Source organism: Thioclava sp. IC9 (genome assembly GCF_002213225.1).
Classification (GTDB): domain Bacteria; phylum Pseudomonadota; class Alphaproteobacteria; order Rhodobacterales; family Rhodobacteraceae; genus Thioclava; species Thioclava nitratireducens.
Window position 1 is genome coordinate 648,703 of sequence record NZ_NBNX01000001.1, and the last position, 15,717, is coordinate 664,419.

Here is a 15,717-nt window from a genome sequence, read left to right on the forward strand (position 1 = left end):
GAGGAAAGACATGGACCCCGATCGACTGAAGGGAAAGAACATCCTGATCACCGGCGCAGGCCAGGGCATGGGTGCGTGCAACGCGGAGTATTTCGCGCAGCAGGGCGCGAATGTCTGCCTGGGTGATATCGATCTCGACGCAGCCCAGGAGACCGCCGACCGTATCAACAAGGGCGGCAACGGCAAGGCGATCGCGGTGCGCATGGACGTCACCAAGCGCAAGGACAATGCCGATGCGGTCGCAGCCACCGTCGACGCCTTCGGCATGATCAATGTCGGCCTTTTCAACGCGGGCCTGAACAAACCCCGGTTCTTCATGGATATCGATGAAGACAACTGGGATCACATCATGACGGTCAACACAAAGGGCATGTGGCTCGGCATGCAGGAGACCGCACGGCAGATGATCGCGCAGGGCAAGCAGGACTATCCCTACAAGCTGATCAACGTGGGCTCCGTCGCCTCGCGCAAGCCGCTGGTCGACGTGACGGTCTACTGCACCTCGAAATACGGCTGCCTCGCGCTGACCCATTGCGGGGCGATCGCGCTGGCAGAGCATGGCATCACCGTGAACGGCTACGCGCCCGGCGTGGTGAAGACGCCGCTCTGGGAGCAGCTCGACAAGGATCTCGTGGATATCGGCTTCAAGGAGCGTGAAGGTCAGGCCTTCGACGATCTGGCCGAAATCCTCGCGCTCAAGAAGGTCTCCTACCCGGATGACGTGAAGGGAACGGCGGCGTTCCTCGTCAGCCCGGAGAGCGACTACATGACCGGCCAGATGATCCATATCGACGGCGGCTGGGTCATCCAGTGATCCGCGCCTGAACCGGGCCAACACCCCGGAACTCTTAGACAATCGCAACCGAACAGGCGCGCCGGAACGGCCGCGCCGGGAGACATATCATGACCACGACCGCCCTCAACCCGCGCATTCTGCAACCCGGGGACATCGACCCGAACTGGCGCTGGGAAAAGCACATCCCCGCCTGGGGTCACACCTCGGTGGATTTCGAGCGCCGCGTCGATCACGACCGTCTGCGCCGCTACCGCCTCAGCCGCGCCAAGGATGCGCTGAAGAAATCGGGCTGCGGCTCGCTGCTGCTGTTCGATGTCAACAACATCCGCTACATCTCCGGCACCAAGATCGGCGAGTGGGAACGCGACAAGATGTGCCGGTTCTGCCTGCTCGCAGGCGATGAAGAACCCTATGTCTGGGACTTCGGCTCCGCCGCCGTGCACCACCGCGAATATTGCGATTGGCTCGACCCCGAGCGGATGCTGGCGGGCGTCGTCGGCATGCGCGGAACGATCCCGCCCTCCTTCGGGCTGATGAAGAAATATGCCGAGGAGATCGCCTCGCTGATCAAGAAGGCGGGCATGGCCGACATGCCGGTGGGCGTGGACTATGCCGAGACGGCGATGTTCTTCGCGCTGAAGGAAGCCGGGCTGAACGTCGTGGACGGCCAGCAGGTCATGCTCTCGGCCCGCGAGATCAAGAATATCGATGAGATTCAGCTGCTCAACCAGGCGGCTTCGATGGTCGATGGCGTCTACCACATGATCCACGAGGAGCTGAAACCGGGCGTGCGCGAGAACGATATCGTCGCGATGTCGAACAAGCTCCTCTACGAGATGGGCTCGGACGACGTGGAAGCGATCAACGCGATCTCGGGCGAGCGCTGCAACCCGCACCCGCATAACTTCACCGACCGCCTGTTCCGGCCCGGTGATCAGGCCTTCTTCGACATCCTGCAAAGCTATCAGGGTTACCGCACCTGCTATTACCGGACCTTCAACATCGGTCGCGCGACGCCCTCGCAGAACGACGCCTACATCCGGTGCCGCGAATGGCTCGACAACGCGATCGCCCTGATCAAGCCGGGCGTCACCACCGATGTCGTCGCGAAGGCTTTCCCGAAATGCGAGGAATTCGGCTTCCCCGACGAGCTGTCGGCCTTCGGCCTGCAATTCGGCCACGGGCTGGGTCTCGCGCTGCACGAACGGCCGATCATCAGCCGCGCGGTGTCGCTCGACAATCCGATGGAGATCCAGACCGGCATGGTCTTCGCACTCGAAACCTATTGCCCGGCCTCTGACGGCTATTCGGCGGCACGGATCGAGGAGGAGGTCGTGGTGACCGACAAGGGCTGCACCGTGATCAGCCTTTTCCCGGCCGAAGAGCTGCCGATCGCGGCCCGCTACTGACCGGCTCCCGGGCCCGCGCCATTCCGCGCGGGCCCGGACCTTACGCATAACGCCTACGCCAAAGGGGGGAGCGCGCCATGGCCAAAGCCACCAAGCGCAAGACGAATACCGAAGACTACCTGCGCATGTATCGCCAGATGGTGCGCATCCGCAGCTTCGAGGACAACGCCAACCAGCTGTATCTCTCGGCCAAGATGCCGGGCCTGACCCACATGTATTCCGGCGAGGAGGCCGTCGCGGTGGGCATCTGCGAGGCGCTGACCGACGACGACAAGATCACCTCGACGCACCGGGGCCACGGCCATTGCGTCGCCAAGGGGGCCGAGTTCAAGCAGATGTTCTGCGAGCTTCTCGGCAAGGCCGAGGGCTATTGCCGCGGCAAGGGTGGCTCGATGCATATCGCCGATCAGAGCCACGGCAACCTCGGCGCCAACGCCATCGTCGGCGGCTCGATGGGGATCGCCACAGGGGCCGCGCTCTCGGCCCGGCGGCTCGGGCGCGACGACGTGACCGTCTGCTTCTTCGGCGACGGCGCGACCGCGCAGGGCCTTTGGTACGAGGTGATGAACATGGCCGCGCTCTGGAAGCTGCCGGTCATCTATGCCTGCGAGAATAACGGCTATTCCGAATACACCAAGACCGACGAGATCGCCGCTGGTTCGCTGACCGCGCGCGCCGAGGCTTTCGGCATCGAGAGCTTCGAGGTCGACGGGCAGGACGTGCTGGCGGTGAACGAGCTGGCGCAGCGACTGGTCGCCCGCGCCCGCAAGGGCGAAGGCCCGTTCTTCATCGAACTCAAGACTTACCGCTATCACGGTCACCATGTCGGCGACATCAACCGCGACTACTACCGCTCCAAGGACGAAGAGACGATCTGGAAGGAGCAGCGCGACCCGATCATCAATTTCGGCAAATGGCTCGTCGGCGAGGGCGTCGCGAGCGATGCGGAACTCGAGGAGATCCGCGAAGCGGTGAAGAAAGACGCCGCCGACGCCGTCGAATATGCGCTGGCCGCCGCCTACCCCGACGCGGGCGAGGTCGACATGCATGTCTACGCCCCCAACGACGCCGCCTGAGGAGGAAATCATGCGCGAGATCACCCTGTCCAAGGCCGTCAACGAGGCCATCGCCGAGGAAATGCGCCGCGATCCCACGATCTTCCTGATCGGCGAGGACGTGGCCGAAGCCGGCACCCCCTTCAAGGTCCTCTCCGGGCTCGTCGAGGAATTCGGCACCGAGCGGATCATCGACACCCCCATCTCCGAGCCCGGTTTCATGGGCCTCGCGGTGGGCGCGGCGATGACCGGATCGCGACCCATCGTCGATCTGATGTTCGGCGACTTCCTGTTTCTGGTGATGGATCAGCTCTGCAACCAGGCGGCCAAGACCCATTACATGTCGGGCGGCAAGCTGAGCGTGCCCTTGGTGCTGCGCACCAATCTGGGCGCGACCCGGCGCTCGGCCGCGCAGCACAGCCAGTCGCTCCATGCGCTCGTGGCCCATATCCCGGGGCTGAAGGTCGCCCTGCCCTCTTCGGCCTACGAGGCCAAGGGGCTGATGAAGACCGCGATCCGCGACAACAGCCCGGTCGTCATTTTCGAAGACAAGCTGATGTATAACGACAAGGCTCCGGTGCCCGAGGAGGAGTATTACATTCCCTTCGGCGAGGCCAACGTGCTGCGCGAGGGCAGCGATATCACTCTGGTCGCCACCTCGTCGATGGTGCAGGTGGCGCAGGCTGCCGCCGAGACGCTGGCCGCGGAGGGCATCTCCGCCGAGGTGATCGATCCGCGCACCATCGTGCCGCTCGACGAGAAAACCATCCTCGACAGCGTGCGCAAGACCAGCCGCGCCATCGTCATCGACGAGGGCCACCAGAGCTACGGCATCACCGGCGAGATCGCCGCGCGCATCTCGGAGAAGGCCTTCTACCATCTCGACGCGCCGGTGCTGCGGATGGGCGCGATGGACGTGCCGGTGCCGTTCTCACCCGCGCTCGAGGATCTGACCGTGCCGACGGCAGAGGGCGTGGCGCAAGCGGCCCGCCGGCTGGTCCGGCAGGAGGTGAGCGATGCCGCATGAGGTCATCATGCCCGCGCTCGGCATGGCCCAGCAATCGGGCCAACTGGTCGCCTGGCTGAAAGCGCCGGGCGATGCCGTGAAGGCGGGCGAACCCCTGATGGAGGTCGAAACCGACAAGGCCACGATGGAGGTCGAGGCGCAGGCCGACGGCTACCTCGGCGGGCTGCGCGCGAAGGCGGGCGATGACGTGCCCGTGGGCTCCGTGGTCGCGGTGATCGCCGAGACGAAGGAAGCCGCGGAGGCCGAAGCTGGCGGGGATGTCGCGCAAGACGCACCTGCCGACGAGCCAGCCTCCGGGTCCAATACCGAGGCCGCGAACGACGACGCGCTCCCCGAGGGCGCGGAGGTCATCATGCCCGCGCTTGGCATGGCGCAGGAGACCGGTCAGATCACGACCTGGCTCAAGGAGCCGGGCGACGCGGTGGGTGCCGACGACATTCTCTTCGAGGTCGAGACCGACAAGAGCGCCGTCGAAGTACCTGCCGGTGTCTCGGGCTACCTTGCCGCGATCCTCGCGGACCCCGGCGAGGAAGTTCCGGTCGGCGCGCCGATTGCGATCATTTCGGCGGAGGCGCCCGCGAACCCGGTCCGCCGCAGCCACGCGCAAAAACCGGTCGCGCCCGAGCCTGCCAAGGCAGAAGCCCCGGCGAACAAAGCCACGCCGGAAAAAGAGACCACACCGAAGCCCGCAGCGGCTAGGCCGTCTGCGAAACCCGCGGCAGTCCCCGCGCCCGGCGGTCGCATCCTCGCCTCGCCGAAGGCGAAACGGCTGGCCCGCGAACAAGGGCTCGACCTCGCGCGGCTGGCCGAGGCAGGCATCGCGCAGCCCTACCATGTCTCGGATCTCGAGACGCTGCGCACCCTGCCCGCACCGCAAGCGGCGGCAGCGACGGCTCCGACCGCTCAAGCGCTGCATCTGAGCGCCGAGGTGTCGGCGAAAGGCTTCGCCGCGTTCTGCGACTGGATTGAAGCGGAGACGGGTCAGGCCCCCGATCCGGGCGCGCTGCTCGCCGGTCTCGCGGCAGGTGCGACGTTCTCGGGCCCGGTCGCGGTTTCGCGTCACGGGCGCAGCCGCTGCTTTGCCGATCCGGGCCGTTACCCGCTGGGGCAAGCCCCCGAGTCGGAAGAGGATGCCACCCCCGCGCTCCTGATCCGCGATCTGCGCGGCAGCGCGTTGCAGCGGATCTCGCTCGGCGCAGAGGCGCAGCCGGTGCTGACGCTCACCGGCTCCGATCCGCTGACCCTCACGCTCGAGGCCGATCCCGGCCAGCTCGCGCCCGAGACGGCGCTCGACCTGATAACCGGATTTGCCGCGCGGCTGGCCGAGCCGCTGCGCCATCTCCTCTGATACAAGGAACCGGACCGACATGGACCAGACCGACCTCTATATCGACGGCGCGTGGCGCCAGGGCGCGAAAGGCGCCCGCTTCGATGTCATCAACCCCGCGACCGAGGAAGTGCTCGCCTCCGTCGCCTCCGCCGAGATCGAAGACGCGGATGCGGCGCTCGACGCCGCGCAGAAGGCCTTCGTGGACTGGGCGGCGCGCTCGCCCCGCGAACGCTCGGAAATCCTGCGCAAGGCGTTCGAGTTGATGACCGAACGGCTTGATCACTTCGCTCATCTCATCACGCTGGAGAACGGCAAGGCCGGGGCCGACGCGATGGGCGAAGCCCGCTACGCCGCCGAGTTCTTCCGCTGGTTCGCCGAGGAAGCCGTGCGCGCCGACGGGATGATTACCCGCGCCCCCGCCTCTGGCGCGCGGATCGTGGTGCAGCACAAACCGGCGGGCATCGCGGTGCTGGTGACGCCGTGGAACTACCCCGCCGCGATGGGCACCCGCAAGATCGCGCCCGCGCTGGCCGCAGGCTGCCCGGTGATCATCAAGCCCGCCTCCGAGACGCCGCTGACGATGCTCGCGCTGATGCCGCTGCTGGAAGAGGCCGGCGTGCCCAAGGGCCTCGTGAACGTGCTGCCGTCGGAGAATTCCGCGGAGATCGTCGATCACATGCTGCACGATCCGCGGGTGCGCGTCGTGAGCTTCACCGGCTCCACCGGGGTCGGCCGCAAGCTTCTGCGCTCGGCCGCCGATCAGGTGCTGAAACCGGCGATGGAGCTGGGCGGTAACGCGCCGCTGATCGTCTTCGAGGATGCCGATATCGACGTCGCTGTCGAAGGTGCGATGTTGGCCAAGATGCGCAATCTCGGCGAAGCCTGCACCGCAGCGAACCGGTTCTATGTCCACGAGGCGGTGGCCGAGGAATTCACCGCGAAGATGACAGCTGCGATGGGCGCGCTGAAGGTGGGCAACGGCGTCGAGAAGGACGTCGATGTCGGCCCGCTGGTCAACGCCAAGACCCGCGACAAGGTGGCGAGCTTCGTGACCGACGCGCTGGAGCGTGGCGCGGAACTGAAACTCGGCGGCAAGGTCCCGAACGGGCCGGGCTATTTCTACCCGCCGACCGTTCTGACGAAGGTGCCGCAGGATGCCGCATGCGTGCATGACGAGATCTTCGGCCCGGTCGCCGCGATCCAGACCTTCACCGACGAAGAAGACGTGATCGCACGCGCCAACGACACCGAATACGGGCTCGTGGGCTATGTCTTCACGCAGGACATGGCGCGCGGGATGCGGGTCTGCGAACGGCTCGATTACGGGATGGTCGGGCTCAATCGCGGCCTCGTCAGCGATCCTGCAGCGCCCTTCGGCGGCTCCAAGCAATCGGGTCTCGGCCGCGAAGGCGGGCATGAAGGGATGCTCGAATTCATGGAAACGCAATACATCTCGGCCAGCTGGTGAGGAGGATGCCATGAGCTATGTCGCAAGCCCTTCGGTGCGCAGCTACGCCGCCGAACGCGGGGTGGATCTCGACCGCCTCGCGCAGGAGACCGGGCGCGAGACGCTCGCGCGCGAAGATGTGGATCGCAAGGCCGACGGGGCGGGCTCCGGTGTCGCACCCGGCCCCGCCCCGGATGCCGCGCGCTACTGGGATGTCGATCATGCGGCCTTCGGGCCGGTGACCGAAGAACCACTCTCACGGATCGCCCGGGTCGCCGCCGACAACCTCTCGGCCGCGAATTCACTTATCCCGCAGGTCACGCATCACGATAGCGCCGACATGCGCGCGGTCGAGGCCTTCCGAAAAGGCCTTCGCGACGAGGCGCGGGACCGTGGCACCCGCCTGACGGCGCTCGCCTTCCATGTGCGGGTTCTGGCGCGCTGTCTGCGCGAATTCCCCCGGTTCAACGCCTCGCTCGACGCAAGCGGCGAGACGCTGGTGCTCAAGGATTACGTCCATGTGGGCATCGCGGTCGACACGCCGAACGGCCTGATGGTCCCGGTGATCCGCGACGCCGACCGCAAGGGGCTTTGGGAAATCGCGGCGGAAATCACCGACCTGTCTCGCAAGGCGCAGGGCCGGAAACTGCGCCCCGAGGAAATGGGCGGCGCCTCGATGACGATCTCCAATCTCGGCGGGATCGGCGGCAGCGCCTTCACCCCGATCGTGAACCCTCCGGAAGTCGCGATCCTCGGCATCACCCGAAGCCAGGTCACACCGGTCTGGGAAGGCGAATGGGTGCCGGTGCCGCTTTGCCCGCTCGATCTGAGCTACGATCACCGGGTCATCAACGGCGCCGATGCCGCGCGCTTCCTGTCGCGCTATGCAACACTGATGGCGGATCCGCGCCGGATGCTGATCTGACGGCGGAACGGGGCGCGAAGCATCGCGCCCTCGCCGTGGTCGACGTGGCGATCTGCCGCCCCCGCCGGAGACAGCCCGCCGATTACGATTGCCGGGTTAAAGCACAGGTGCCTGCAAAGAGATGTGCCATCACGAGAGGGTCGGCCTGCTTCATGCGATGCCCCTGGCTCCGGCAGAGACGACTCCCTTATTCGATATCAAGGCCTGGCCGCCCGATAGGCGGCCGGGCATCATGTTCGAAGAGCACAAGCCAATCTTCGCGGACTCGCCATTTCTTCCCGAGACGCGTGGCTGGTAGCTTCAAGCGACGTCCGTTCACCGGGCATCCCTTTTGAATCCGATCTCGGATCGTGCGGGGATGGCGGCGAAACCGAACTGCGAGTTCGTCGGTCTCACAGTAGCGGGGCAGCGGGCCTTCCTGAGGCTCAGCACCGATCGATTGATGTTTTTCACACGCCATGTGTTCTGCCTCCCAGGTTCTGGGGGGTTACGGCGAGCAATCCCCTGCACTGAGCCGTCGAGGCATGTTTCGAGTGACGATTTTCCATTTGTTGTCTCCGGCATTTGTGGAAACCGGAATGGAGATGATTAGCTTCCGACATACTGCCAGAAGGACGGCTTACAGAAGTTCGCTGCGTTTGGTTCAAATGTCTGGTTAGAGCGCGTTGCGGCGGGCTTGGGGGATGCCGGGCGGGAAACGGAATTTCCTTGCGATATCCACGAACAGCCCCAACGGGCAGGCACTGGACTTTCACTATATCGGCCAAAACAAATTGGACTTCATGGTCAGATGGCATGCAAAGCATGCGTCATCGGGTATTTGAGTAACGAAGCTATTCTTCTGGCAAACCTGCCCGACGCATTGCGTCGTAGAACTCCTGCCGGTTCTCTACGGCTGATGGTGGAAGCGAGTCGCTCAGTTTGCGAACGGTCAGTCCCGGATACGCTGCAAGCAGCTTTCGATAGGCTTCTTCGGCATCCGCCTGCCGTCCAAGCCGAATATTCAGAGACGCTATGAAACGGTAGGCCCATTCGACGCCAGGAGAGAGGGCCATTCCTCGCTTGAAGTGTTTGAGGCACTCCTCAAAGCGGTCTTCATGGAGATATGTGACCCCGCGGCCAAACTCTATGTTGAACAGGAAAGGGTCGAGTGGACTAAGGGCTTCCGCACGATCAAAGCTCAAGCGCGCCTCTTCGGTTTCTCCAAGATAATGACGGTTCCAGCCGCGGCGCATCCAGCCCCAAGCACAATTTGGGTCGATCGCAAGCGCGCGATCTATAAAAGTTCTGCTGAAATCGTGATCCGTTGAAACGAGGTCAACTGCTGCGCCGACAGCCACCATCGAAGGCGCATGTTCACCGACGAATTGGGCAGCCTGCTGCGCCAACCGCAGCGCCTCTGCCTTATCCGTCAAAGGATTGTCTGACCATATGTAGGAGCACTGTTGCGCAAGCGCCCATGCCTTATGCGCCAGAGCAGGTCCATAGTCCGGAGCGATCGAAAGCGCTCTATCGAACAGGTCAATCGCTCGTGCGTTGCTTTTGCGTTGATGGGCCCACATGTGCGGCAGGCCGGTCAAAAACAATTCGTAAGCATTCCGGCTTTCCGGCGGAGTGGTTCTTGCGCGTGCGATCTCGGCATTGCGCAGACTGGGTAAAATCTGCCCCGCGACTTGGCCTGCGACCCTATCCTGCAAGGCGAATAGGTCGTCGAGCCGGTCGTCGAAGCGTTCAGTCCAGATTGTGCGACCGTCGCGCCCCTCTACGAGTTGAACTGAGATCCGCACTCTGTCGTCGGCGCGCCTGACGGTCCCCTCAACAACGTAATCAACCCCGAGTCTTTCGGCGACTTGAGGCACATCCAGATGCTCGCCGATAATCGCGATTGCAGATTGGCGGGCGATGACGTGGAACTCATGCACCCGGCCGAGCGCACCAGTAATTTCTTCGACCACCCCGTCGGCAAACATGTCTGTTGCAGCCACTCCGATCTCTTCGAAGGGGAGCACTGCAAGGCTGGGAAGCCGCCTTGCTCTATGAGGGGCGGCTGTAGCTACAGGAGTGGCTGAGCCAGGGCGCTCGGCTTGCCGCATTTCCCGGAGCCAATCTTCGAAACCTTCCGTGGCAAGATCGAACCCTTCGAGAAATACGCCCGAGCCGGACTTGTCGGCGACCACTGCGGTCGGGTCCAGCCAGACGAGTTGTCGGTTCGCGTCAAGAACCCCTTCGGGCAAAACGCGACGCAACACCGACAACTCCTGTCGGAGCGATGCCCGGGCTTGCCCCTCGGATCGGTCCGACCAGAGAAGGTCTGCCAATCGCGCACGCTCGGCCCGCATTTCCGGTTGTTGTGACAGGAAGGCAAGCAGCGCTTGCCCCCTTCGCGACAGGCCCACGAGTTCGAGGCCTGACCCATAATGGGCAGAGAACACTCCGTGAAGGATAAGTGTCAAATGCAGCTGTCCCGTCGACGTAGCCATAATATCTCGCGGTTCTCGAAGCTTCTTACGGTCGTCGCATTCGATTTTACGCGATTTTTACGCTGGAGGGTGAGTTTTGGTGGGCGGCTTTTGCGGGTGTTTTGCGGAAGACTGGCAATCTGGCTTCAGTTTACCACTTCAGCAGGAGCCCAGAGATGCAAACCCTAAGCGACATTGCCCTCAAAATTCGCCGCCCCAAGGACTGGATGCACGCCCTCCACTGGGTTGTGGAGCAGAATGCCAACTACCGCGCTTCGCACAAGTTGCGCTCCATGACCGACGAACGGCTCGAGGACATGGGGATATCACGTGAGGACGCGGATACCGCCTTCTACAAACGCTTCGCGCTCCGCGACGATTGATCCTGTGCCGGGAGGGCGGTGGCATTTCCTTCAAGGGTGTCATGCGCGAGCAGTCGCCCTCCAGCACATCTTTATTGCGTTGCAGCCGCGCAATGCATGACTGCTGTCATTAGATGAGAGGTTAATTCAAGCGAGCGGACGCCTGCTGTGCTCGGAGCAAGTGTCTGGTTTGGGATGGGCCGACAAGAGCTCGTCATCCGGGGCTGCTGGGCGTAGCTGATCGCTGCATGTGCACTAAAACATCGGGCGATCGGCCAATTTTCCGAGACTTTGTCTCCGACGTGATGACCGTTCCGTATCGCTACCAGTTTATCTGACGCGCTCGACACCTGCGCGCATCGGCGGTGCATTGAAGCATCAACATAACCCCGTTCGACAGCGACGCGTCAGCGATATACCGAGCCTCGAAAAGATAGCATCGGAGCGAACGGATGCAGCTGCAACGAAACTGAATCAGTTCGCATAAGCAAACGCTGTCCAGTTCTGGGTAGTTCATATCCTGTTCACCTTCAGGCCGCGCGCATAGCGCGCGGCCCGCAGGATCGATTAAAGACATGTAATCAGATACTTACCCGATCCGGTAGTTCGGACTCTCCCGGGTGATCGCGACGTCGTGGACGTGGCTATGACTATTTACTTATCAAATATTTACGCGGATTATGCATCTGTTTTGCATCTAACCAGGCCTGTTCAGATGCAGAACCTCCGAGCTTGAGGTCGGTCTTGCAATGCTTCTGTATCTCCGGCCACCACTCGATTTCCAACGTCCGCCGGATCGGATCAAGGTGCTCGAGCTTCGCTCTGAGATAGATGCGCGTCGTTTCGCTACCGTCGCTCTGACGAAGCTGTCGGCGCTCTCGCGTGTCGAGTGCTGCTACATGACCGGCCAGCGCAGACAGTGATCTTGCCGGCACTCGCATTTCGAGAAAGTCGATCAGTGTGTGTCTGATCGAATACCAGTTCACTTTGTCAGCCTGGGATCCGAGGGCACGTTTCGCTATCCGATGGATGATCTGAGTGCCGTTTCGCCCGGTCAGCCCCTGAGCGCGGAAATGGATCAACTTGCGATCACGACCCGCGGTCGACGCAGCTTCGGCGACGGCCCATCTCATCGGACCAGTTACAGGCACGATCGGGCGGTACTTCATCGTCTGCTTCATACCGATAGGAAGCATATCAAGCGCATCGAAATCCCATAGGATTTGCTCGGCAGTCATATCGATGAACCCGCCACTTCTTGCGGCGCACCCGAGATCGAGCAGAAGCATGTGCAGATGATGCGGAAATTCGCATGCATCGATGAGAGCACCGATCTCTTCAAATGAAACGTGCCTGCCCTTCGGATCGCGGTCGATCGGCGCCGTTCGACCTGGGATCCTGATCGGAGCGATCGGAGACGGCCCAGAAACGATCTGTTCTTCGAGAAGGAAATTCAGTGCCGCGCGAGCGATGTTGACGATGTCTTCAATAGTGTTCGGGCTCAGCGGCAGATGCCGACCGCCGCGGCTTGTGTCGCGGTCGTCTCCGATCCAACCGTCCAGCATTCGCTCTGACATCGCGCGGATCGCTGGAGAAAGCTTCGATGCAGGAACCTGCGCAAGCGATGATTTGAAGTAGAGCTTGTAGAGTTCGTCGAGACGCCTTGCCCTTCCAGCTGAAAGCGTCTTCTTCTTCTCTCGACGATAGAAGAACCAGAGCTCTTCAAACGTCGGATCAGACGGTCTCTCAGCGACATCATCTGGAGATGCCATCGCCGCAAGTCGCCGTATCGCCTCTTCTCGCGCCCGCTCGAAATCGCGGCCGAAGCTCTGGGATTCTTGCTTTCCGGTGTTCCGGTTAGTCCAGCGAAGGTGAATTGTGTTCCGATTTTGCGCGATCGAAAATGGGCCGAGACGTTCAATTGTCTTCATTTGCACCTTAATCCGTTGCTTTCAATATTCCAGCACGGGTACAGATGCACGCTGATGCGTCAAGTGATAAGTAAGGCCCTGATAGCTGCTTTATCATAGCCATGCCGCGGCGCTTGACGAAGGTTTTTTTGTTCCTGTTGTTCATCCATGGCGACAGGCTTTACTTCGCGCCCCGAGAGCCAGCTTATCAGTGACGCGCGCATGTAAACGACGGGTTTCCCAGGAATGTGCGGGATCTGCTTCATACGTCGCATCGCGCGGATTTTCGTCAGTCCAATCCGTAGAAAATCTGCGGCTTCTGACTCAGTCATGACTTCGCGAGAAGGCAGCATAAAGTCTGTTTGTTTCGACTGAAACGACATTGATAAATCCTCTTTTTCAAGAGGTGGTTCGATCCGGATTTCGCGACTCTATCGCTCCGGTCGCCTTCTCACATTGAGTTGCTAAAATGCATCACATCCATTTCCTGACGATCAAATACAGGCACTGCCCCATTCGACAAGAAGTGCTCCCCACTTCAGCGAACAATGTCAGACCACACTTCTCGTACCGCCCGTCCAGCCTGGCGGTTTCAATCAACCTGCGCAGAGCGCGGTGCCGTCAGAAAATGAAAACCGCATCTCGAATGAGAGCTACCAACTACTTGGCGCTCTGGAACAGGCGGTCGGGGAAGAGATTGAGCACTACATCCATCACAGCGCACAACCTCGCGCTGGCCGATGCATATCACCTAAGGGACGAAGTAATCCTAAACTGCCTAAAGCAGATCAAAGCCGTTACCTTCGAGAAACGCTGCTTGCTGCATGGCTAAACTGCGGCATAGAATGAAATTCGCACAAGCCAGACCCTCCGTTCTCGATCAGGTCGTCGCGTTCCGAACCGACTGACAAGGGACATTATGAAATGTCGGGGCTACGAGCCCCAGCAAAATGGGACCAGTTCATGCACACGAATGAAAACGACGATTATGTGCTCGCCAACGAGGTCGCAGCCGGCCGCACAGAGAAGGCGAGCCAGGGCGATCTGGTCGATCGGTTTCCGGAACGCGCGCAGGCGCAAGAAGAAAGCGACAAGTTCTCCTTCGAGCAGCGAGCAGCGGAAAAAGTTGCTGCGCGAGCGAAGGATGAGTGCGAACTCCGCACCGGCACCGTTTCGTCGGCCAAAATGGCGCGCATGAACGGCGGAGGCCGTCACCAAGTCAAGCTGATCGGCCCGTCGAAGCGGATGCAAGAACTGGCAAAAAGTTTTTGATTTTCAGTTGCATCGCAATTTTTCTGATCAAATTCGTCAGCCGTTTTTGTATATGCCACGTCCTAAAAATGTATCCAATTAAAGGGTGACGGGAATCCGCCTCACACTTACCAGGGGAAGAACATGCAGGTATCAAATCATATGCGCCGCAGGATCGAGGCGGTCATCGCGCGGACAGATAGCCTCGACGACTACGTGTGCGAAGCACTTTACAAACCCGGAATCTCCAGCGCGCTTGCCTCCGCGGCGAGCGCAAGCTTGATGCGCGACATTCGTGAGAAAATCGTCCTAATTGAGGAGCTTACCGCTGACGAGTCTCACGAGGTTTGTCGAGGAATGGTGGAAGAGCTCATTGAGCCGATTGAGACTCTCATGCGCGAAGCGGGTCTAAAATGATGCCCGTCGAAGGGCTATCGAAGAGTACTCTGACGGCGATGAGTGCGGCCAGGCGCACGCCGCTATCTCCCGTAGGCAAACCTTGGAGTCCAGCTCTCTTGCAGAGATTGTTCTTCTTCGTAAGCCTCGTCATAAGGGTCGTCGGCAAGTTCTTCACTGGAAAGGATGGTGAGGGTGAAGCCGTACGCGCCGAGACCGATGATTTCTTCATCCAACGCAAGCCGTCGCCTGCAAGAGAACCATTCAGCAAGACTGGTTTGTCCACATATCGAGCGCGCAGACCGAATGTTCTGCATATCAGCGTTGAAACGCAGGGTATGCGTTCTCGGCAGCGGAGTACCCTTCTTGAGGAACGTGAGCTTATCGAGTTTCTTGAAGCTTTCCGACAAGAAAGCATATGCGATTTTGTCGCCGGAACTGACGACGACCGCCATCGGATAGTCGCAACATTCGGCAGCTCTGATAGCAGAGGCCGTAAGTGAGCACTTTGCGAGCTGGCTTAGCGCAACGATCCCATCCAGACCGACACGGCTTCCCCCGATGACCTCGCCAACGAGTCTCGACGGCATCAGCAGCCCAGACGCAAAATGATCCGCCTCAAGTTCTATCGAACTCGTCCCTTGTGAAAACCCGGCCCTGGACATGTGGATTGGAGCAGTCTTCAGAATTTCCTCGGGATGCCCCTCAAGAAAATAGTGGCCAAGTTCGTGAGCCACGGTGAACCTGCGAAACCCTTCGCTCTTGATATCGGTCGCATAGAAGATGCCGACGCTCTCATCATGGAAGATGATCCCGCCGCTCACGCCAACCCGGCCGGGATCCTTTGGCTCGACAAAAATGTCTTCGGTCTCCGCAATCGCAAACGGATCAACTGGGAAGGCATCGTAGCCTTTTTCTTTTGCTTTGAGTTCACCTTGGCGCCGCGCCATATGAATTCGGAACTTGCTCAACGACCCGACTTTCTTTGGTTCATGAGATCGATCATCATTTGGATGTGCTCTCGGTCATCATCTGACAAGTTCTCTTCACCACGAAAGGCCGTTGTTGCCCCGGCCATCTCATTTGTCCTGCCGAGCAAGTAGTCTGACGTAACACTCAATGCCTTCGCGAGCGCCCTAATGTTTGCAAACGAAGGCTTGCGCCGCTCCTTCTCGAAATGGCCGATTGCTGATGGCTGTAACCCAGTCTTCGCCGCAAGTTCCGTTTGGTTAATCCCTCGCGCCTCTCTGGCTTGACGTAACCTGTCACCGAACCCACCACTCGAATCCGTAGAATTTGACATGACGCTCCCGCATGTGTTAGTATGACGTTATCGTAGGATTTCTGCCG

At 61.0% G+C, this 15,717-nt stretch carries 15 protein-coding genes; 10 read left to right on the forward strand and 5 right to left on the reverse strand.

Going from position 1 to position 15,717, the window contains the following annotated elements; all coding sequences use genetic code 11:
• The first annotated feature begins 10 nt into the window (after window positions 1-10).
• The 7 genes from B6V76_RS02875 (at window position 11) to B6V76_RS02905 (ending at window position 7,989) form a co-directional block, all read left to right on the forward strand.
• Complete coding sequence (locus B6V76_RS02875; RefSeq protein ID WP_075776527.1) at window positions 11-814, forward strand: SDR family oxidoreductase; 804 nt, start codon at window positions 11-13, stop codon at window positions 812-814.
• 89 nt (window positions 815-903) lie between these two features.
• Window positions 904-2,205: a Xaa-Pro peptidase family protein gene (locus tag B6V76_RS02880; protein WP_075776528.1), complete on the forward strand. Its 1,302-nt coding sequence runs from the start codon at window positions 904-906 to the stop codon at window positions 2,203-2,205.
• A gap of 77 nt (window positions 2,206-2,282) precedes the next feature.
• Window positions 2,283-3,281 (forward strand): thiamine pyrophosphate-dependent dehydrogenase E1 component subunit alpha, encoded by a 999-nt coding sequence (locus B6V76_RS02885; RefSeq protein ID WP_088722714.1) that lies wholly within the window; start codon window positions 2,283-2,285, stop codon window positions 3,279-3,281.
• Between the two features lie 10 nt (window positions 3,282-3,291).
• Entirely contained in the window at window positions 3,292-4,287 is a 996-nt protein-coding gene (locus tag B6V76_RS02890) for an alpha-ketoacid dehydrogenase subunit beta (protein ID WP_075776530.1), read from the forward strand.
• Window positions 4,277-5,635 (forward strand): biotin/lipoyl-containing protein, encoded by a 1,359-nt coding sequence (locus B6V76_RS02895; protein ID WP_088726609.1) that lies wholly within the window; start codon window positions 4,277-4,279, stop codon window positions 5,633-5,635. The genes B6V76_RS02890 and B6V76_RS02895 overlap by 11 nt, the downstream gene beginning before the upstream one ends.
• Before the next feature lie 19 nt (window positions 5,636-5,654).
• Entirely contained in the window at window positions 5,655-7,085 is a 1,431-nt protein-coding gene (locus B6V76_RS02900) for an NAD-dependent succinate-semialdehyde dehydrogenase (RefSeq protein ID WP_088718688.1), read from the forward strand.
• Window positions 7,086-7,095: 10 nt separating this feature from the next.
• Window positions 7,096-7,989 (forward strand): 2-oxo acid dehydrogenase subunit E2, encoded by an 894-nt coding sequence (locus tag B6V76_RS02905; RefSeq protein ID WP_240497790.1) that lies wholly within the window; start codon window positions 7,096-7,098, stop codon window positions 7,987-7,989.
• 833 nt (window positions 7,990-8,822) lie between these two features.
• On the opposite strand, the gene B6V76_RS02915 is transcribed toward B6V76_RS02905, so the two are convergent.
• The gene (locus tag B6V76_RS02915) at window positions 8,823-10,238 is read right to left on the reverse strand and encodes a hypothetical protein (RefSeq protein ID WP_141104870.1); all 1,416 of its coding nucleotides are present in this window, start codon (window positions 10,236-10,238) and stop codon (window positions 8,823-8,825) included.
• A 386-nt stretch (window positions 10,239-10,624) separates the two neighbouring features.
• Here B6V76_RS02915 and B6V76_RS02920 point away from each other — a divergent pair, with 386 nt between their 5' ends.
• Window positions 10,625-10,831, forward strand: coding sequence for a DUF1127 domain-containing protein (locus B6V76_RS02920; RefSeq protein ID WP_088726612.1), 207 nt, complete (start codon window positions 10,625-10,627; stop codon window positions 10,829-10,831).
• 629 nt (window positions 10,832-11,460) lie between these two features.
• Here the strand turns inward: B6V76_RS02920 and B6V76_RS02925 are convergent.
• Both B6V76_RS02925 and B6V76_RS02930 read right to left on the reverse strand, forming a co-directional pair.
• Window positions 11,461-12,741, reverse strand: coding sequence for a hypothetical protein (locus B6V76_RS02925; RefSeq protein ID WP_088726613.1), 1,281 nt, complete (start codon window positions 12,739-12,741; stop codon window positions 11,461-11,463).
• 59 nt (window positions 12,742-12,800) lie between these two features.
• Window positions 12,801-13,103 (reverse strand): helix-turn-helix domain-containing protein, encoded by a 303-nt coding sequence (locus B6V76_RS02930; RefSeq protein WP_088726614.1) that lies wholly within the window; start codon window positions 13,101-13,103, stop codon window positions 12,801-12,803.
• Between the two features lie 580 nt (window positions 13,104-13,683).
• Between B6V76_RS02930 and B6V76_RS02940 the strand changes: the two genes are divergently transcribed.
• Window positions 13,684-13,992, forward strand: coding sequence for a hypothetical protein (locus B6V76_RS02940; protein ID WP_088726616.1), 309 nt, complete (start codon window positions 13,684-13,686; stop codon window positions 13,990-13,992).
• A 123-nt stretch (window positions 13,993-14,115) separates the two neighbouring features.
• Window positions 14,116-14,388, forward strand: coding sequence for a hypothetical protein (locus B6V76_RS02945; RefSeq protein ID WP_141104871.1), 273 nt, complete (start codon window positions 14,116-14,118; stop codon window positions 14,386-14,388).
• 62 nt (window positions 14,389-14,450) lie between these two features.
• On the opposite strand, the gene B6V76_RS02950 is transcribed toward B6V76_RS02945, so the two are convergent.
• Window positions 14,451-15,338, reverse strand: a complete 888-nt coding sequence (locus B6V76_RS02950; protein WP_088726618.1) for an ImmA/IrrE family metallo-endopeptidase — start codon at window positions 15,336-15,338, stop codon at window positions 14,451-14,453.
• On the reverse strand, window positions 15,335-15,670 hold the full coding sequence (locus tag B6V76_RS02955; protein WP_088726619.1) for a helix-turn-helix transcriptional regulator: 336 nt from the start codon (window positions 15,668-15,670) through the stop codon (window positions 15,335-15,337). Before B6V76_RS02955 ends, B6V76_RS02950 begins: the two co-directional genes overlap by 4 nt.
• Window positions 15,671-15,717 lie beyond the last annotated feature (47 nt).